The following is an 18,927-nucleotide window of genomic DNA, read 5'->3' on the forward strand; positions in this document are numbered from 1 at the left end:
ATATTGTTGCTGTGAAGTAAATAAAGGCGACATCGGTGGATTCTTGCTGTTATTATTAGTTTTTTTCAACTTGTGATGCACAAAACTCATTCAAAGGCTTTTTATGATTGAAATTAAACACCTGCGCACCTTAACTACGTTAAACAATACAGGTAGCTTAGTGGAGGCCGCGCGACAGTTACATCTCACGCAATCGGCGCTGTCACATCAACTTAAAGAGTTAGAAGGACGACTAAACTGCTCATTATTTATTCGTAAATCTCGTCCAATTCGTTTTACTGTTGCGGGGTTAAGATTATTAGATCTTGCCGATAGTGTTTTGCCAGAAATCAGCAGTGCTGAGCGGGATCTTTCGCGCTTTGTATCAGGTGATGCAGGGCGTTTGCACATGGCGGTAGAATGTCACTCTTGTTTTCAGTGGTTAATGCCAGCCATAGATAGCTTTCGTGATAGCTGGCCAGAAGTTGAACTAGATTTTTCTAGTGGTTTTAGTTTTTTGCCGTTACCTGCATTAAAGCGAGGTAATTTAGATTTAGTGGTGACTTCAGATCCACAGCCCATTGAAGGAATAAGCTATATTCCATTATTTCGCTACCAGCCAATGCTGGCATTAAGCCGCCATCATCGGCTCGCTAATAATACCTTTATTGAAGCTGAGCAGTTAGCGCAGGAAACCTTAATTACTTATCCTGTGGAGATTGAGCGGTTAGATATTTTCAATCAATTTTTGACGCCTGCAGGTATTTCACCAGCTAAAATCCGCCATGCTGATATGACTCTGATGATGTTACAGCTTGTGGCAAGTGGAAGAGGTGTTGCAGGATTGCCTAATTGGGCATTGTTTGAATATCTGAAAAAAGATTATGTTGTTGCGCGTAAATTAGGAAAAGATGGATTATGGAATACGCTTTATGCGGCTGTGCGAGAAGAGCAAAAAGAGCTCGCGTACTTACAAGACTTTATCAAAACGGCCATTGATAGTTGTTTTAAACACCTACGAGGTATTAAAGGCGCCAACGAACCTGCTGAATAATTCAGCACTTCATTGTATTAATAGGGTTAATCTTGATCCTAAGCGGGTTTTTGTTGATATCGGTTTGCAGTGTTTAGAATAAAAAGTCACAATTATTGACTAATTATTTAAAGGGATACGAATTTAATGGGTTGCTGTGATACTAAAGGGTTAATGCCCCTCGAAGACGCATTAACAAAGTTACAATCTTCGGTAACAAATGTATGTGAAAGCATCACCTTACCCCTATCAAGTGCTCTAGGTTTTGCACTCTCTGAAAATATTAAATCCCCTAGTAATGTACCTTCATTTAATAACTCTGCGATGGATGGTTATGCTGTTAACATCGCTGATTTTAAGAGCGCTAAAAATCAGCCTATTACCTTAAAAATGGTAGGGAAATCCTTTGCTGGTAAACCCTATACAGGGGAACTTCCTCCCGGTTGTTGCATACGAATTATGACGGGGGCGGTCTTACCTAGCTGTGCAGACACGGTAATAATGCAGGAGCGTGCTCAAGCAAACAATGATTTAATTACTTTTAGTCATGTACCCAAACTTGGTGATAATGTCCGTAATGCGGGTGAAGATATTAAGCAAGGGGAAACGGTATTATCGATTGGGCATAAATTAACGCCTCGCGATATTCCGTTGATTGCATCTTTGGGCATGCATGAAGTTTGTGTTTTTCGCAAATTGAAAGTCGCTGTGATCTCTTCAGGTGATGAGCTTAAAAACTTAGGTGAAACATTACAGGAAGGGGATATCTATGACAGTAATCGATACAGTATTATAGCGTTGTTATCACGCTTAAATGTTGAAATTATTGATTTTGGAATTATAAAAGATGACCTTGCCGCGATTTCGAATGCGATAAAGTCGGCTGATAATCAAGCAGATGTAGTTATCACCAGTGGTGGAGTTTCTGTCGGAGAGGCTGATTTTATAAAAGAGGTGTTAGCTGAACTAGGAGAAATTGGTTTTTGGAAACTAGCGATTAAACCCGGTAAGCCCTTTGCCTTTGGTAAACTGCCAAACAGCCAATTTTTTGGGTTGCCAGGTAACCCTGTTTCAGCTATGGTCACTCTGTATCAGTTAGCAGTGCCAACCATGGCGACGATGGCGGGTTTCAATGCAAAACCTGCAATTCGCTTTAATGCACTGACGACGGATAAATTAAGAAAGGCGGCTGGACGTACCGATTTTCAACGTGCGGTTTACAGCGTCAATAAAAATGGGCAACTGGTTGTCAGTACAACGGGTAGCCAAGGCTCAGGTGTCTTTAGTTCGATGAGCCAATCAAACTGTTTTATTGTGCTTGAACAAGAGAGAGGCGATGTGGAGATAGGTGAGACGGTCACTATCGAACCTTACAATGCTTTAATGGATTAAAAGTATATTAAGCAAATTATAAAAATTAAAATTACATTGAAATATTAGGAATAGAAAATGATTAAAACAGATGATGTACATATCACAGCAATTAAAGAGCTTTTACCACCTATTGCGTTGTTAGAAAAATTTCCTGCAACGCAAGCGATTAAAAAAACAGTGTCTGGATCTCGTCAAGCGATCAGCCAAATTTTAAGCGGAAAAGATGATCGTGTATTAGTGATTATTGGACCATGTTCAATTCATGACACAGAAGCAGCATTAGACTACGCAAGTAAATTAGCGCCACTTCGTGAAAAATATAAAGATAGCTTAGAAGTAGTTATGCGTGTTTATTTTGAAAAACCACGTACTACAGTAGGTTGGAAAGGGCTAATTAATGATCCGGAATTAAACGGCACTTTTAATATTAATAAAGGTTTACGTACAGGTCGTAAATTATTACTTGATATTAATGCAATGGGACTCCCTGCAGCTACTGAATTTTTGGATATGATCACTCCACAATACGTGGGTGATTTAATGACTTGGGGCGCGATTGGTGCTCGTACTACTGAATCACAAGTTCATCGTGAATTAGCATCTGGTATCTCTTGCCCTGTTGGTTTCAAAAATGGTACAGATGGCACTATCAAAGTTGCGGTAGATGCAATTGGTGCAGCTAATGCTTCTCACCATTTTTTATCAGTCAATAAATTTGGTCACAGTGCGATTGTTGAAACATCAGGTAATCCAGATTGTCATATCATTTTACGTGGTGGTAAAGCACCAAACTATAGTGCTGCAGATGTTGCTGCAATCAAATCTGACCTTAAAAAGTCTGGTCTTGAAGAAACATTAATGATCGACTTTAGCCATGCTAACTCAGAAAAGAAATTTGAGAACCAAATGAAAGTTTGTACTGATGTTTGTGGTCAAATTGCTGGTGGTGATAAAGCAATTTCTGGCGTAATGGTTGAGAGTCATATTGTAGAAGGTCGTCAAGACCTAGTTGATGGTAAAGCCGCTAACTATGGCCAAAGTATCACTGATGCATGTATTGGTTGGGCTGATACTGAATCATTACTTGCACAGTTATCAGAAGCAGTGATTGCACGTCGCGGTTAATCTTTCTGAATGATTTGTTAAGCACTGCTTTGGCGGTGCTTTTTTTTGCCTATAAGAAGTGCTCCTATGAAACAAAAAAATAGACCGATTATGATCCTCGGTTGCACCAGTGATGCGGGGAAATCATTGGTAGTTACAGCAATTTGTCGTTTATTAGCAAATCGTGGTGTGAAGGTTGCACCCTTTAAAGCACAAAATATGAGTAATAATGCTGCTATTACTCAAGATGGTTTAGAGATTGGGCGGGCACAATATTTACAGGCGTTAGCTGCTAAGGCACAACCGAGTGTATTAATGAATCCGGTGTTGTTAAAACCGAGTGCTGATACACAAAGCCAAGTGATTATTAACGGCAAGGTTAATAATGAAATCAGTCAATTACCTTGGATGGATCGAAAACGGTTAGTATGGCCTGAGGTGCAAAAATCACTTCATCAATTGATTGAAGCGTTCGATCAGGTTGTTATAGAAGGGGCTGGTAGCCCTGCTGAGATTAACCTTCGCGAGGGGGATATCGTTAATATGTCTGTCGCGCTTGAATGTCAGGCTGATGTCTATTTAGTTTCAGATATTGATCGCGGTGGTTCTTTTGCACACTTGCTTGGGACATGGGCTTGTTTAAGTGTCGAAGAGCAAAAACTCATTAAAGGTTTTGTACTTAATAAATTCCGTGGCGATCCTGCATTACTCGGTAATGCGATGGATTGGCTCGAACAGAAAACCGGTATTCCTACGGTTGCAAATTTACCCTATTATCGACATCAATTACCCGAAGAGGACAGTTTTCGTTTAGGTACAACATGGCAGAGAGGGAAAATAAATATTGGTATTTTGTATTACCCATATGCCTCTAACATGGATGAGTTTGATCCGCTGATTTATCAAGATGATATTAACTTAGTGCCGATCACTAAAGATATTGATTTGAGTCATTTTGATGCGCTTATTTTACCCGGTAGTAAAAACAGTGGTGCCAGTTTACAGTTTTTAAAGCAAACTGGATTAGCAACATCAATTAAACAGTTTAAAGCTTCAGGTAAACTTATTTTAGGTATTTGCGGTGGATTACAGATCTTGGGAGATAATATCTTTGACCCTTTGAATTTAGAAGGTGGAAATCAATCTGGTTTAGGGTTAATTGCACTTTCGACGACTCTACAAGCTGAAAAATCTACAAAGCAAACTACCATCAAATGGCAAAATACAGATATTAAAGGTTATGAAATTCATCATGGCGACACGACAATTGGTAAAGATGTAACAGTATTCATGGAAGAGCATTTAGGCTGGCAATCAGCGAATGTATATACTACCTATTTGCACGGTGCTTTTGAGAATAAACCTTTCTATGATTGGTTTATGCGCCAAGTCGGCGGGCATGAAAATGGCCTGCAATGGACGGCACATTTACAAACAGAGCTAGATAAACTCGCTCAAATGTTTGAGAAGCATGGTTGGTTATGAAGCCACTTATCCTTCATGTTGTAACTGTCCTTTACTTACTACCAACGGCATGTTTTGCTGTTGAAAATATAGGCGTTAAAGCACTAGAAAAAGCATTGGCTGTCAGCACGTTAATGACTGACAGTGATGCTTTGACTTTTGGTATTGCGAATTTTAAGTTTGAGTATGATCTTGATTCGCAAAAACGTTTAGATTTTAAAAAAAGTATCGATATCTTTGTCCTTCCCTATCAATGGCAACTCAATGATGTCAGTGATAATTGGCAACATAACATAAATATGCGCGCTTCATATATTGAAGTTGCACGAAATACAGAGCCCCTTCAGGGTTATACCAATTTTAAACATGAACAGGTTATAGGGGCCTTTGTACAATATGTGCAACATTATCAGTTTACTGAACATTTATTCGCAGGCTTAGCCTTGGGCACGCATCTTTCATATTACCGCAACAAGTACAATTATAGTGATGGCTTTCCACCCGAAATCAGTGAAATACTAGATGGACATATTTTCAATACCTCCGCAACGGTATTAATGTTAGAGCCGGTAATTAATTTAGGGTATAGGCAACAACAGAGCTGGGGAAGTTGGACTGTTCACAATAGTAACCATTATTTAATTGGACAGGGGATCGGTGGCAGTTCAAAAAATATCAATGAGGTTCAACCGGAAGGATGGCGGGTAACCAATGGTGTCGAATTTAAGTTCGATATTCCTAAAATGTGGGGAGCATCGGATCATATTGCCTTTGACCTTAAGCGCATTGACATTGGAGGTGACTTATCGGGTATCTCTGATCATGGTTTTTATTATGAGACTAGCGTTGGTTGGATCATTGATACCAACAATAAAATTCCCTTTTTAGATAATGTTGGTATCGGTTTTAATCTTAATTATGGTAGTTCAATTAGCGGTGGCACCATTGTACTTTATTACAACGAGTAACAGCTATTATGGATTCAAGCGAGTGATATTCCAACCGTTGCTATTTGGCTCATAAATAAATCGATCGTGTAATCTGTCTGCCTTACCTTGCCAAAACTCAATTCTCTCGGGAACAACACGGTATCCCCCCCAGAACTCTGGTAATGGAATGGTTTGCCCTTTAAATTTTTGTTCATACATTTTGACCCGTTCGGCTAATACTTCTCGGCTTTCAAGCGGATCACTTTGATGTGAAGCCCAAGCTCCAATTTGGCTACCACGACCACGACTATGGAAATAATCTGCAGACTCTTGCTCACTAATACGTTCAATGCGTCCTTCAATACGGACCTGGCGTTGTAACATATTCCAATGAAATAGCAGTGCAGCAAATGGATTTGCTTCTAATTCACTTGCTTTACGGCTGTTATAATTGGTGAAGAATACAAAGCCTTTTTCATCGACCTCCTTTAACAGCACCATGCGTGATGATGGACGCCCCTCTGCGGTACAACTAGAAACAGACATCGATTCAGGTAATATGATGCCACTATGTTGCGCTTCTTTTAGCCAATTTTTGAAAAAAGCAATGGGATCATCGGTAGTATGCAGCGCTTTATTTTCAATTAATAGGCCTTGTCCAAGGGTCAATGCACAACGTATCTTATTCAAAATTGACATGAGATCTTCTTCTATAAATTAAGTTATCCCAAGTGTATAATTTAATTAAAATAATACAACGTTTAATCGGTTAATCACTTTGTCTAATGTATTCCACTACCAAGATTTAATTGAAATATTTGAATCGACCTTTTTCACTACTTTTAATACGCGTTTAGTTTGTGGAGATGATGAACCTATCTACCTCCCTGCAAATGATCAATACGCTTATCACCGTATTATCTTTGCTCATGGTTTTTATGCTAGTGCGTTGCATGAGATTGCACATTGGTTAGTCGCTGGGGAGCAACGTCGTCTTCTTGAAGATTATGGCTACTGGTATGAGCCGGACGGTCGAAATGCTGCCCAACAAGCTGAATTTGAAAAAGTGGAGGTCGTTCCACAAGCTATTGAGTGGGCGGTTGCCATGAGTTGCGGTTTTGAGTTTGATGTTAGTGCCGACAATCTAAGCGGTATTGAAATAGATCGCCTTAGCTTTAAACACAAAGTACATAGGCAACTGTTAAGCTATTTAGAGCATGGTTTTGCAGCGCGAACTGAGCAACTCATTAAAGCCTGCTCTGCTTTTTATAACACTAAGCCTCTGTGTACTGCGATGTTTAATTATGTAGGAATGGAAAGATGAAAAAAATATTAGTTGTTTGTTTAGGAAATATTTGTCGTTCGCCAACAGCGGAAGCCGTATTGCGCACAACGGCGAAAAAAATGAACATTGAAATAGAGATAGATTCAGCGGGAACGATTAATCATCATCAAGGTAATGCACCTGATAAACGTTCCATGGCAGCCGGTGAAGCGCGTGGATACAGTTTTAAAGGCATTACCTCGCGACAAGTCAGAGAACAAGATTTTCAATATTTCGATCTTATTTTAGCTGCTGACAACAGTAATGTTGAAGATTTAAAAACGATTTGTCCTGACCATCTACAGCATAAAATATCGTTATTTTTAAGCTATGCACAAGCTGAAACGGATCAGATACCCGATCCCTACTACGGTGGAGAAGCGGGCTTTGAACTGGTGTTAGATTTACTTGAAGATGCATCTGTAGAGCTATTGACAAAAATGATTAATGAGGGCTAATTGTGAGCAGAAAAGTTTATCATCATGAGGTACAAATTTATTATGAAGATACAGACCACTCTGGGGTTGTTTATCACCCTAACTTTCTAAAATATTTTGAACGTGCACGCGAGCATGTAATCGATAGCGCAAGATTAGATAAACTGTGGCGTGAGAAAGGGCTTGGTTTTGCCGTATATAAAGCAAACATGACTTTTCAAGATGGGGTTGAATTTGCAGAAGTGTGCGATATTCGAACCAGTTTTGATTTGGATGGAAAATACAAAACCCTATGGCGGCAAGAAGTTTGGCGTCCTGGCGCAAATAAAGCCGCTGTGATAGGCGATATTGAAATGGTTTGTCTGGATAAAGATAAACGCTTACAGCCTTTACCTGATGAAATACGTGATTACTTAGCAGAAAATAATGTTTAAGCTCTCAAACCGTTCAAAAAAAGAGCGAATAAACTTGCACCTTGAATCGCTTTAATCCACTTTATTAACAAGTGAATTTTATTGGGAGAGGTTATGTTTTTTGCACAGAATGATCAGCGTTCATTTCGTCGTATGGAATTAGATGTACCGATTGAAATAACCAAAGGCACACAAAAGTTCAAAGGTATTTGTAAAGATTTAAGTAGTACCGGCATGTCCATTGCGTTTACCGAGGCGAGTCTTCAAGCAGGAGATGAAGTGCATATTAAACTTGATACCGAGGATGAGCGATTTCCACCTTTAGATGCCGATGCAACTTTATTACGCATTGATTGCGAAGAAGATAAATTTGTTGCTGCGGTAAAATTTATTAACATGACCTAAAAATTAATTAACGCCAGCGCTAAAGCTGGCGTTAACAGCTTAGCTGAGATTTGGCTTTAATACTTCAAAAAGGGCATTAATGTGGTCATCACGATCATTTAAAGCTGCGATGTATCGGTATTTTTCGCCACCGGCCTGCTCAAATATCTCTCTATTTTCCCCTTCAATTTCTTCTAATGTTTCTAAGCAATCGGCACTGAATGCAGGGCTGATAATGGCAATATCTTTAATACCTTGCTCAGGAAAACTTTGTAGCGTTTCATCTGTATAGGGTTTTAACCACTCCGCTTTACCAAACCGGCTCTGGAATGTACTGATAACTTGTTCTTTTTCCAAGCCTAATTTCTCAATAACTAGGCGGGTTGTTTGTAGGCATAGGCAGTGGTATGGGTCGCCATTATCCAGAAAACGTTTTGGCATTCCGTGGTAAGAGAAAACGAGTTTTTGTGGCATACCATTTTTTTGTAAATCTTCACTAATACTGTTTGCTAAGGCATCAATATAGGTGTTGTTTTTATGGTAGCCATTAATAAAATGCAACTCAGGCACCCAGCGCCATTTAGCTAATACTTTCGCAATTGCATCAAAAGTTGAACCGGTGGTTGGACTGGAGTACTGAGGGTAGAGCGGTAATACAACAATTCTTGTGTAACCTTTTTCTCGTAACTCTTCAAGGCCTGCTTCAATGGAGGGATTACCATAGCGCATTGCCATTACTACTTCGGTTTTTTCATAGCCCTGCTGTTTTAAATATTTGCTCAGTTTATCACGTTGCAAACGCGTAATATGGGTAAGTGGCGATCCGTCTTTGGTCCAAATACTGTCATATAATTTTGCTGAGCGTTTTGGTCGAACTCTTAAAATAATACCGTGTAAAATAATCATCCATAATAAACGCGGGATCTCAACGATACGTCTGTCGGACAGGAATTCACTTAGGTAGGTTCGAACAGCTTTTGTTGTTGGTGCATCTGGGCTCCCTAAATTAGTCAGCAAGATGCCGGTTTTTTGATGGAAACGTCCCTCATGAGGGTTATCGGTAATACCTGAAAATCGCGACACACATAGCTCCTTATGAGCATAAAAATGAAAAGAGAAATATCTACGAGTGATCGTGCAGAATAGATCACTCTCGCGGATAATTTATCATGTTAGCCGTAGATAAATGAATATATTATGCCCTGCTTTATTTATTGTTTGAGGTTGGTCGGTAAAGTCATTGTTGGTAGGGAGTATATTACAGTAGGTGCTACTGTGATTTTGTACTTGCTGTGACATAGTTAACCGATAAATTTCGATTGGAAATTGACCACTTCCATAATAGAGGATTAAAAACAAAACCTTTACAGTTAATATTTGTAAGGCCGGCAGATTCAATTTTTAGTTTAAGCTCCCGGGGAGTGATAAACTTTTTCCATTGATGTGTCCCAACGGGTAACCAGCGCATCACTCTTTCTGTGCCAATAATCGCAATTAAGTAACTTCGGCTATTACGATTTATAGTGGAGCATATCAATAAACCTCCGGGCTTGAGCAATGAGGCACATTCGGCAAGGAGCATTTTAGGATCCTGCACATGTTCAACAACTTCCATGTTAAGAATCACATCAAATCGTCTTTCTTCTTCGATTAGTGTTGTAGCAAAGCCATGTCGATAATCTATCTCAAGTCCGGACTGTTGTGCATGATATTGAGCAACAGGAATGTTTTTAGCTGTCGCATCTACACCGATAACTTGAGCACCTAACTTCGCCATCGGTTCACTTAATAAGCCACCGCCACAACCAATATCAAGTAAACTTAATCCATCAAAGGGAGTTGATAAATGGGAAGAGAGTTGAAAGTGTGATGAAATTTGCTCAATAATATAAGCTAAACGGGTAGGGTTAAGCATGTGCAATGGCTTAAATTTTCCGTTAGGATCCCACCATTGATCGGCCATTGCTTCAAATTTTTTTATTTCTGACTCATCAACATTAATATTTGTTTCAATGTCTCTCATTGTGATTGCCTTTAAAGTTATTTTCGCAAGCTAGTGCTTGTCATGCTTAAATACAGGGACAGATTTAATATCTGAAGAAATCATTTGTTTATCTGTTCGCCATAACCGATATAAAGTAATAAAAAAAATACAAAGCATCAACACGCTGATGGATGTTAAGGTTTGCACTGCAAAAGCATCCATTGTGGAACCAAAAAAATACCCACCTCCGACCAATAAAACCACCCAGAGTAGTGCTGAACTTGCATTTAAAAGGGTGAACTTTAACCAGCTGATATCACTTAAACCGACCGGTAATGCGCCAATGGTACGCAAGCCTTTCGGGTAGCGATAAACATACATATATATAACACCATAGCGATGAGATAACTCACGTGCACGAGTAAATAACTTTCCAATGAAATTATCGTGTTGGAGCCATTTTATGCCATACTTTCGTGCAACAAAAAAACGAATTTCATCACCTAAATAACCACCGAATAAACAAGCTAGTAGCACCATTGGTAAATGTAATGCATCACTATAAGCGGCATATCCGGCAAACAATGGCAACCAGCCACTTTTTATTGCGCAGTAGACAAATAAAAGAAAATAAATGATATGCCCATAGTCTTTAATCTGGTTTAAAAATGATTCCATTTTTCTCTGTACCACTAATCATTAAATTGTATGGTGTTTAACAAAAAGTTAAATTTCGAAATCACCGTTATGATTTTTGCTATTAAGTAGGTTGGACACTTTTTTGAAAAATTGTTCGAGTGTTTCTTTATTCTCGTATTGAAAATCGTATGAGCCATGAAACAGTAAACTAACGGTCAAATCTCGATAGCTTAACCAACATGTATAACCATCAAAGTCATGGGAAGCATTAATGTCTTCGAATTGATAAACCCCATCAACCTTATTGCCATTTGATGTAATGAGATCAAACACTTCTAGTAGGTTCTGTTTTTTTAGTCTGTCTAGATACATACATTACCCCTTAAATTATGCGCTCTAGTTATACCATTTAGCATGGATAGTTGAGCTATCTTGTGAGATGACAATAAATAAAATACGTTGCCTTCAATCACAATAAAAATGGAAATGACGAGCTATTACTTATTCACGCAACTTGCTCTATCCGTTGAATTTTTCGTAAAGCGACTAACCATTTACGTTAAATTTCGCCATTAATTAATTCACTTTTGCTATGCAAAATTTAGATCACATAGTTAATCCGATTGATATTAAATACGAAGTAGGTAGGAAAATGGATCTCCACTTAGGCAAAGAGGTATTTAAGTGAAATGGCTACTTCTTTGAATAGGATGATAGTGTTTGCAAATCATCAATTAAGCTGTCTAATTTATCGTTTAGTGCGTTACGTTGCTTCGTGCTTAAGGAGTTCACTAACTGCACCATAGTTTCTATCCAAAGTTGCTGATTGTATTCTATTTTTTTCCAAAAAATTTCAGAACGAAGTCGATCAGTATGCAAAATTGAACTGCTTATTTGTGTCTCAAATTTAGCCTTATTAGATCTTAGGTCAAAAGCTGATCGGATTGATTCGGCCCATGCACGTCGATATATTATCCAATCATCAAAAGTAGAAATTACATTATTATTACTGTGTTTTAGCAACGCTTTTTGTGGCTCACTGAGTTTACCAGTATAGGACTCTATACGTTTAGTGATCATTTTAAGTCGCTTATCAAGGCGTTGCTGATGATTTAGTGATTGTTGCTCTGCTATTTTGTCTAGATTATAGTTCTCACTCTCTTGCAAAAACTGGTTAAGTTGCTGGTCACTTAATGTGAAAGATAAATCAACTAGGTCAGGCTCTAATCGGATTAATATATCTTTCCACGCGAGTTTAACGGTAACCATATAGTCTGCTATATCTTGCTCTTTGATACCATCATTCACGTCTTTTTTAATACGTTGTAATAATTGACTGTATTGCTGTAATTGACTTTCTCTATGCCAAGTTAAAAATCGATTTAACATAGGATCAAACCGCTCTTCTTGCTCATCGGTCAATTCAATGTAGTCATCAAGGTACCAATAGGTAAGCCAATCTAAATTATTGTAAATAAGGCGAGAACTGCAAGCTGATAGACTCAACAATAAAAAACATATAAGGAGTAATCGTGATGAATTATTTTTAACCAAGGTTAACTCCGCTTTAGGTCACTATGTGCAATCGTCAGTAGCGCGATGCTCTCTAAAATCAGCAATATACTAATTAATATACACTATACGAAGGTTTAACGATTTAAGTTCACATCAACATAGCCTTTATAGATTTAAAGTGAAATAGTTAATTATAACAAAAAATTATTAAAATGATAAATAACGATAATTTAAAGTTTTTATTAAATCTACTTACACTTAGCCCATAGAGTAAATAAATAGTCACATTTAAACTGAAAGAGAGAATATTATGAAAATGAGTCATGTTGGTATAATGGTCGGAGATATGGATGTAGCGGTTGAGTTTTACACTAAAGCATTAGGTCTTGACACGGTGATGGAAAAGTCTTCCGTTGTTGAAGAGAAACAAACCGCTATTGGTGCTATGTGCATCGCTGTATTTGGCGAAGGCTTTAAAGGTTTTAATATCGCCCACTTGGTAACAAAAGATGGCATCGGTTTTGAGTTATTTGAGATGCAGGAGCGTGAAGAACGTCATAACGTTGATTTTACAAAAATTGGCATTTTTCATTACTGTTTAGAAACGGATGACTTTGAAGGTGTTATGGAACGTGTTGAGAAATTTGGTGGCAAAGTGAGAATGGATATTATGCGCTACCACCCTGAAGATGATAACAAGCCATATAAAATGGTATATTTAGAAGACCCATTTGGTAATCTTTTTGAGCTTTATTCTCATTCATATTCAGAAACGTACTCTTCTGAATATGAATAATTAGCCTCTTTGGCGTCAAAAAGCGAAAATATTCTGGTCAATATTTTCGCTGATATTTGCCTCTGAGTAAGCCCGACTTTATGACTCTGATTGCTCAAACTGGGCAATGATTGCGCGCATTAGTTTTGTTCTGTCATGACGCCAGTCTCTATTTACGGAGGCGAGGTCTGCTTGAAAGAAATGCCATTGATCTTCGATAATTGCATGTGGCGTTTCGCCAATCAATACATCGATTTTACGACCTTGACAGGCGCGCTCACACCATTCCAGTTTTTGCTTTATATCCATTCTTCCTGCTGGCCCATATTCAGGCGAGAGGTTTTCAATAAAAAGTAGCTTAGCTTTTTTATTATTAAAGATAGCTTTACCCACTTCAGGTAATAATAGAGGGGGCATAATGCTAGTTAGGAAGCTACCTGGGCCAAGAATAATGGCATCCGCTTCTTCAATGGCAACTATTGCTTCGTGCGTTGCGGGTACTTGAGGCTCTAAGTCTAAGCGTTGAAGGTCTTCTTCCATCTCATCTACGCTGGTTTCACCATGTACCCATTTACCATTATTGGCTAACGCCTTAAGGTCAGAAGGGTGCTCAGACATTGGCACAATATTCACTTCTACTTTTAGCATATTGCGTATTAATTGAATTGCTTCCATCGGTCGTACTGAGAGATTATCGAGCGCGGTAAGCATTAAATTCCCCAAGTTGTGGCCATCAAGCTCACCGGTCCCTTTAAAACGGTACTCAAACATAATTGACTCTATCGATGGTGTGGTGATCAACTGGTTGATACAATTACGTGTATCTCCCCATGCAATCCCTCCCTGACAATTTCGAATACGCCCAGTAGAGCCACCATCATCGGTGGTTGTCACGATACCTGTGGCATTATTACCAAAACCTTTTAAAGCAGCTAACATCCGCCCTAAACCGTGACCACCGCCAATTGCGACAATTTTTTTGTGTTTGTATTTATTCATAAGCGACTCATTTAATTTGTTATTAGGCTTTTGGAAAACGAATTAATAGATCTACTTTAGTAGATAAAGAAGCACTGAGCGTTTGCTTCTCTTCGGTTACTAGCATCACGATACCGTTATGCTTAGCAATATTTTTAAATAGATTATTTATATTAAAACCATTATCACGCTCATGTGCATTTTTGACGGCAGTTTTTTTATCAAACAATAGGTCTGCCTTGGATAATAATAGAATATTACGCTCTGTGCGTGCTGTGATAAATAGACTATCAACGCCTTCATCGGGCGCTTTTGCAGAAATAGCATCAGAGTGTTGAATTTTATGCTGGGTAAGTTGCTTAAAGGTTGAACTAATCGTTTCAACATCTTGCTCACTACCACCATTCAAAGTGACGAGAAAACGAGATTTATGCGCACTAATTTGGACTAAATCGTTTAAAAAACGTTGATAACTTTTACTTTGGTAATCTACGATGAGCATGGATGTTCCTATGAAGGGGGTTATTAATAATATGTTATTAGTTTAACAGTATTTTTAAGAAAAAATTCTGCTATTGCACGTTTGAGGCATGAACAATACTTTTTGTCACAATTTGATTTACAATGCACACTTCGATTGTGCCACTCAACGTTTTACGCCATTGGGTCATATAGGAGGTTTATGTCACAGGATATTACACTTATTTTAGCCGGAGCAACGGGCCTTATTGGTCAAGCAACGTTGAAACTTGCAGTTGCAAACAAGAAAGTTAAACGACTGTATTCGCTATCTCGACGCCCGCTTAAATCAGATCACAAAAAATTAACGCAATGGGTTTCACCCGCGTTAACTTTCCCTGACAATCAAACCATTGAAGGTAAATTAAAAATAGGCATTATTACACTGGGGAGCACCTTAAAAAAAGCAGGCAGTAAAGCTGCATTACGTGCGATTGATGTCGAGCTGGTTATTAAAGTGGCGAAACAGATGCAACAAGTTGGAGTCGAACATATCATCGTTGTTTCATCGATTGGTGCATCAAGCAAAGCGTTTTCACATTATTTGCGTTGTAAAGGGGATATGGAAGAGGCAGTCTCAAATCTTAAGGTGGCGAAAATTTCATTTATGCAGCCCGGTCCTTTAAAGGGGTTACGGGAGCAAACTCGCAGTGATGAAAAATGGCTACAAAGGGGGCTAAATATCGTTAACCCATTAATGAGTTTTGGATTAACGAATTATAAATTGATAGCTTCAAATGATGTCGCTAATGCAATACTGCAGCTTGCGTGCATGCCTAATAAATCAGAGGACAAAAGAGTAAAGCGATATCTTCGTACAGAGATGCTGGCGTTAATAGAGACAAATTGTAACGCTTAAGTTGCTCTATTTTTAGGCTTAGGGATTACGTATCTGGCTTGCACATTCTGCTAATACAATCGCACCAGCGGTAGAAACGTTTAATGAGTTGCCCATTCCATGCATTGGAATATGTATAAGATTATCGCTTAATGATAAGGCTGCTTCACTGACACCTTTACGTTCATTGCCTAGTACTAATACGCTTCGAGAAGGGTAGCTAACGGTTTTGTAATCGATTGAGGTTTGGCAAAGCTCTACGCTAAAAATAGTGTAGTCATTATCTCTTAAATTTTGTAAGCTGCTGGTGGTGCTATTGCTGTATTCAATGTGAACCCACTTCGCTTCATTTCTGGATGCTTTCTTTAATTTTTTATCGGAAATGGTTAATTCCCCACAGATAATTATTTTTTCAATGGCAAAGGCATCCGCTAAGCGAATAAATGCCCCCACATTATAGCTGTTGGTTACATGATCTAATACCAGCACTAAGGGCGTTTTAGGTTGAGTTAGGTAGGTTTCACGTGTTGGCTTTGTTTCTCTTATCTCTTCTTTACTCAATTGAATCTTGGCTGGCATCACATCTTTCTTTATAGGTTTAAATAAAGGGGCATCATAACATCTGTACCGACTTAGTTTGCATTGATTTACTGGCAACAGAAAAATATATCATTGGAAAAATCGACATGCTTATGTGATGCTAGATTGTATTTTTACCAAGTGCATTATGGGGAGGATTATTACCATGAAAACCGAGAGTTTACTGAACACCTTAACACAGCGCATTTGGGATTATCATTTGATGCACCATGAGTTACAAAAAAGCGATTGTATTTTTGTCTTAGGTAGTAATGATACCCGTGTCGCTGAGCGTGGTGCAGAGCTTTATTTAGCCGGATACGCACCATTGCTTATTTTCTCAGGGGCGGTGGGAAAATTAACCGAGGGCTTATTCGATTGCTCTGAAGCCGAACACTTTGCTAAAGTAGCAATCGAGATGGGCGTCCCTGAATCTGCAATCTTAATTGAAGATAAAGCCACCAATACTGGCGAAAATATCAGTTTAACCATGGCACTATTAGCAGAAAAAGGGTTGAGTCCACAATCGTATATCGTGGTGCAAAAGCCATTTATGGAGCGACGCGCCTTTGCTGTATTCAGACAATATTTACCCGATCAACCGCTGTTGATCACCTCGCCACAAATTGATTTTAAATGTTATCCCAACGATATTATTAGTCGTGATGATCTGATCAATGTAATGGTAGGAGATTTACAACGCATTCGAGAATACCCGAAATTAGGTTTTCAAATCGCTCAACCTATTCCCGATGATGTTTGGCTTGCCTTTGAGCAACTTGTTGAAATGGGCTATAACAAACATCTGATTTAACGATAAAAAATTAAACCTGGATAACAGCACAATGATATAGAATGATAGAATTATAGTTGTCACTGTTACTTAATAAAGGATAAATATGAAAATATACGGTAGCTTTACCTCACCCTTCGTACGCCATTGTCGTATCGCATTGCTAGAAACCGAGTTAAGTTGTGAATTTATAGAAACGGATGCAACACAAAGTGCAACGATATCACCGACTAAAAAAGTTCCGTTGTTAGTGGATGGTGATCTTACCTTAACAGATTCAAGTTCAATTTTACGTTACTTACGCGAAAAATCGGGTACAGGCTTCATGGCTGATATTGTTGATTTTGAACTGTTTAATATGACCAATACGGTGATGGACGCGTCGGTTAATATTTTCTTTCTAGAAAAGTTTGATAATATCACTGCGGAGCAAAGCCAGTACCTTTCACGTCAGAAAGCGCGGGTATTATCAGGGCTTGAAGCCTTAAATGAAGCGCCGATTAATGCACAGTTGCCACTATCTGATGGTTTAATTCGACTTGCTTGTTTCTTAGATTGGGGCATTTATCGTGAACGTATCAACTTGAAAGCATTAACTAATTTAACCCGTTTGTTGGATGTAGCACGTACCGATAAAAACTTTATTAAAACGGCACCGCCGATTGATGGTTAATAAACGCAAATAAAAAAGATCAGCGCCTTGTTAAATTTTTCGTAAGCAATAATATTGCTTACGCAGTCATGTGCAGGGGCTTTTACCCTAGGGTCTGTTGATCTTTGCCGTTTAAATTTTGTTCAACACAACGCGTTTTGAGCAAGGCAGACGGGATGTGGCTTAGTCATTCTAAGCGAATTTCGTCTAACACAGGGCAAAGCGTGTTGTGTTGAACCCGAAGGGCAACATTTGTTGACCATTTTTACTGCGTTTTCGCCTATTGATGTGGAATAACCACACGGCATAGGCTCAGCCTTGTATAAATAGCCAACAAATTGTTGCAAAAATAAACTTGAAAGATCAACAGACCCTAGTAAGAATCAAAAAGTTGCTTGCTTTTTTGATTTGAAATCAAACGAATTGTGGGTTTATTGTCACTATTTTGTTGCCCATGAACAGATAAACCAATGCAATGCTTATCATCTGGAAATAGCAGTGCTTGATAACAATCTTCGGGTGATTGTTGTTTTGATGTCAATTCTTCTTTAGGCACAAAAGAGAGGTTAATATTATCGTTGAAATGCGATGTGTGAGCCTCTTTTACCTCAAAGCTAAAAGTATCTAAGCCTTGGCTGATCCCTAAGCCCGTTGCTTTTACAAAGGCTTCCTTTAATGTCCAATATTCAAAAAAACGAGTTGGCGCCGCAATAATACGTTGAGCTTCCTGACGGGAAAAAAAACGTTTGACGATAGCGTTAACATTTACTGTTCGAAATCTATTTTCGATATCGCAACCGATATCCTTATCAAGGCAAAGTGCACAGACTATCAATTCATCGTTATGACTTAAATTAAAGCGCAGTGGTAGGGGAGCCTGATAGAGCTCTGGTTTACCAAGTTTACTGATTGTAAATTGCCAGTCTGCAGGCAAGAGCGTCGCATACTCTGAGAGTAGCAATCGTATAAAAATTCGAGTGACCAGAGCGGTGTGTTTGGCGGTGTCATTTCGGTAGCGATCTACTTTTTCCGATTCTGCGTGACTTAATAACCCCTGTAGGCCCTGAGTTAACTTTACCTGTTTAGGATCGATAGTCCAAAGGTGGATTTCGTTCTCACTGAGTGGAATCGTTATTGTCATTAAAAACCTAGACTGGATAATAGGGTAAAATATGAGGGTGAAAATTTTAAGCTGGAATAGTCTAGATAGCAAA

General features: G+C 38.7%; 23 protein-coding genes. 13 read left to right on the forward strand and 10 right to left on the reverse strand.

Going from position 1 to position 18,927, the window contains the following annotated elements; translation table 11 throughout:
• Positions 1-103 precede the first annotated feature (103 nt).
• From CW745_RS02070 to CW745_RS02090, 5 genes are all read left to right on the forward strand, one after another.
• Complete coding sequence (locus tag CW745_RS02070; RefSeq protein ID WP_101106790.1) at positions 104-1,033, forward strand: LysR family transcriptional regulator; 930 nt, start codon at positions 104-106, stop codon at positions 1,031-1,033.
• A gap of 126 nt (positions 1,034-1,159) precedes the next feature.
• Positions 1,160-2,404, forward strand: coding sequence for a molybdopterin molybdotransferase MoeA (gene moeA, locus CW745_RS02075; protein ID WP_101106792.1), 1,245 nt, complete (start codon positions 1,160-1,162; stop codon positions 2,402-2,404).
• A gap of 57 nt (positions 2,405-2,461) precedes the next feature.
• Complete coding sequence (gene aroG / locus CW745_RS02080) at positions 2,462-3,511, forward strand: 3-deoxy-7-phosphoheptulonate synthase AroG (RefSeq protein ID WP_101106794.1); 1,050 nt, start codon at positions 2,462-2,464, stop codon at positions 3,509-3,511.
• 66 nt (positions 3,512-3,577) lie between these two features.
• Positions 3,578-4,975 (forward strand): cobyric acid synthase, encoded by a 1,398-nt coding sequence (locus CW745_RS02085; protein WP_238596650.1) that lies wholly within the window; start codon positions 3,578-3,580, stop codon positions 4,973-4,975.
• The gene (locus CW745_RS02090) at positions 4,972-5,922 is read left to right on the forward strand and encodes a Solitary outer membrane autotransporter beta-barrel domain (RefSeq protein ID WP_101106796.1); all 951 of its coding nucleotides are present in this window, start codon (positions 4,972-4,974) and stop codon (positions 5,920-5,922) included. The genes CW745_RS02085 and CW745_RS02090 overlap by 4 nt, the downstream gene beginning before the upstream one ends.
• Positions 5,923-5,928: 6 nt before the next feature.
• Here CW745_RS02090 and pdxH read toward each other — a convergent pair whose 3' ends face one another.
• Entirely contained in the window at positions 5,929-6,582 is a 654-nt protein-coding gene (pdxH, locus tag CW745_RS02095; RefSeq protein ID WP_101106798.1) for a pyridoxamine 5'-phosphate oxidase, read from the reverse strand.
• A 79-nt stretch (positions 6,583-6,661) separates the two neighbouring features.
• On the opposite strand from pdxH, the gene CW745_RS02100 reads away from it, so the two are divergent.
• The 4 genes from CW745_RS02100 (at position 6,662) to CW745_RS02115 (ending at position 8,462) form a co-directional block, all read left to right on the forward strand.
• Positions 6,662-7,207: an elongation factor P hydroxylase gene (locus tag CW745_RS02100; RefSeq protein WP_101106800.1), complete on the forward strand. Its 546-nt coding sequence runs from the start codon at positions 6,662-6,664 to the stop codon at positions 7,205-7,207.
• A complete protein-coding gene (locus tag CW745_RS02105; protein WP_101106802.1) occupies positions 7,204-7,665 on the forward strand; it encodes a low molecular weight protein-tyrosine-phosphatase in 462 nt (153 codons plus the stop codon). Before CW745_RS02100 ends, CW745_RS02105 begins: the two co-directional genes overlap by 4 nt.
• 2 nt (positions 7,666-7,667) lie before the next feature.
• Positions 7,668-8,078, forward strand: a complete 411-nt coding sequence (locus CW745_RS02110; protein ID WP_202973136.1) for a thioesterase family protein — start codon at positions 7,668-7,670, stop codon at positions 8,076-8,078.
• Between the two features lie 93 nt (positions 8,079-8,171).
• A complete protein-coding gene (locus CW745_RS02115) occupies positions 8,172-8,462 on the forward strand; it encodes a PilZ domain-containing protein (protein WP_101106805.1) in 291 nt (96 codons plus the stop codon).
• A gap of 39 nt (positions 8,463-8,501) precedes the next feature.
• On the opposite strand, the gene hemH is transcribed toward CW745_RS02115, so the two are convergent.
• From hemH to CW745_RS02140, 5 genes are all read right to left on the reverse strand, one after another.
• Positions 8,502-9,524 (reverse strand): ferrochelatase, encoded by a 1,023-nt coding sequence (gene hemH, locus CW745_RS02120; RefSeq protein WP_101106807.1) that lies wholly within the window; start codon positions 9,522-9,524, stop codon positions 8,502-8,504.
• Positions 9,525-9,711: 187 nt separating this feature from the next.
• Positions 9,712-10,464 carry a bifunctional 2-polyprenyl-6-hydroxyphenol methylase/3-demethylubiquinol 3-O-methyltransferase UbiG gene (gene ubiG / locus CW745_RS02125; protein WP_101106809.1) on the reverse strand — a complete coding sequence of 251 codons (753 nt, stop codon included), beginning with the start codon at positions 10,462-10,464 and terminating at the stop codon, positions 9,712-9,714.
• Positions 10,465-10,494: 30 nt separating this feature from the next.
• Entirely contained in the window at positions 10,495-11,103 is a 609-nt protein-coding gene (locus CW745_RS02130) for a DedA family protein (protein WP_101106811.1), read from the reverse strand.
• A gap of 48 nt (positions 11,104-11,151) precedes the next feature.
• Positions 11,152-11,436 (reverse strand): DUF3081 domain-containing protein, encoded by a 285-nt coding sequence (locus CW745_RS02135; protein WP_101106812.1) that lies wholly within the window; start codon positions 11,434-11,436, stop codon positions 11,152-11,154.
• Positions 11,437-11,757: 321 nt separating this feature from the next.
• A complete protein-coding gene (locus CW745_RS02140; RefSeq protein ID WP_153069732.1) occupies positions 11,758-12,573 on the reverse strand; it encodes a DUF6279 family lipoprotein in 816 nt (271 codons plus the stop codon).
• A gap of 316 nt (positions 12,574-12,889) precedes the next feature.
• Here CW745_RS02140 and CW745_RS02145 point away from each other — a divergent pair, with 316 nt between their 5' ends.
• On the forward strand, positions 12,890-13,375 hold the full coding sequence (locus tag CW745_RS02145) for a VOC family protein (protein WP_101106815.1): 486 nt from the start codon (positions 12,890-12,892) through the stop codon (positions 13,373-13,375).
• 78 nt (positions 13,376-13,453) lie between these two features.
• Here the strand turns inward: CW745_RS02145 and CW745_RS02150 are convergent, their stop codons facing one another.
• Together CW745_RS02150 and CW745_RS02155 are read right to left on the reverse strand one after the other, a co-directional pair.
• The gene (locus CW745_RS02150) at positions 13,454-14,353 is read right to left on the reverse strand and encodes a YvcK family protein (RefSeq protein WP_101106817.1); all 900 of its coding nucleotides are present in this window, start codon (positions 14,351-14,353) and stop codon (positions 13,454-13,456) included.
• A gap of 22 nt (positions 14,354-14,375) precedes the next feature.
• A complete protein-coding gene (locus tag CW745_RS02155; RefSeq protein ID WP_101106819.1) occupies positions 14,376-14,834 on the reverse strand; it encodes a hypothetical protein in 459 nt (152 codons plus the stop codon).
• Positions 14,835-15,014: 180 nt separating this feature from the next.
• Here CW745_RS02155 and CW745_RS02160 point away from each other — a divergent pair, with 180 nt between their 5' ends.
• Entirely contained in the window at positions 15,015-15,710 is a 696-nt protein-coding gene (locus CW745_RS02160) for an NAD(P)H-binding protein (RefSeq protein ID WP_101106822.1), read from the forward strand.
• Positions 15,711-15,728: 18 nt separating this feature from the next.
• On the opposite strand, the gene CW745_RS02165 is transcribed toward CW745_RS02160, so the two are convergent.
• Positions 15,729-16,268 carry a TrmH family RNA methyltransferase gene (locus tag CW745_RS02165; RefSeq protein ID WP_101106824.1) on the reverse strand — a complete coding sequence of 180 codons (540 nt, stop codon included), beginning with the start codon at positions 16,266-16,268 and terminating at the stop codon, positions 15,729-15,731.
• A gap of 166 nt (positions 16,269-16,434) precedes the next feature.
• Between CW745_RS02165 and CW745_RS02170 the strand changes: the two genes are divergently transcribed.
• A complete protein-coding gene (locus CW745_RS02170; RefSeq protein WP_101106826.1) occupies positions 16,435-17,082 on the forward strand; it encodes a YdcF family protein in 648 nt (215 codons plus the stop codon).
• Between the two features lie 85 nt (positions 17,083-17,167).
• Positions 17,168-17,734 carry a glutathione S-transferase family protein gene (locus CW745_RS02175; protein WP_101106828.1) on the forward strand — a complete coding sequence of 189 codons (567 nt, stop codon included), beginning with the start codon at positions 17,168-17,170 and terminating at the stop codon, positions 17,732-17,734.
• 352 nt (positions 17,735-18,086) lie between these two features.
• Here the strand turns inward: CW745_RS02175 and CW745_RS02185 are convergent, their stop codons facing one another.
• Entirely contained in the window at positions 18,087-18,854 is a 768-nt protein-coding gene (locus tag CW745_RS02185) for a 4'-phosphopantetheinyl transferase superfamily protein (protein WP_101106832.1), read from the reverse strand.
• Between the last annotated feature and the right edge of the window lie 73 nt (positions 18,855-18,927).

This window comes from Psychromonas sp. psych-6C06 (assembly GCF_002835465.1).
In the GTDB taxonomy this organism is placed as follows: Bacteria; Pseudomonadota; Gammaproteobacteria; order Enterobacterales; family Psychromonadaceae; genus Psychromonas.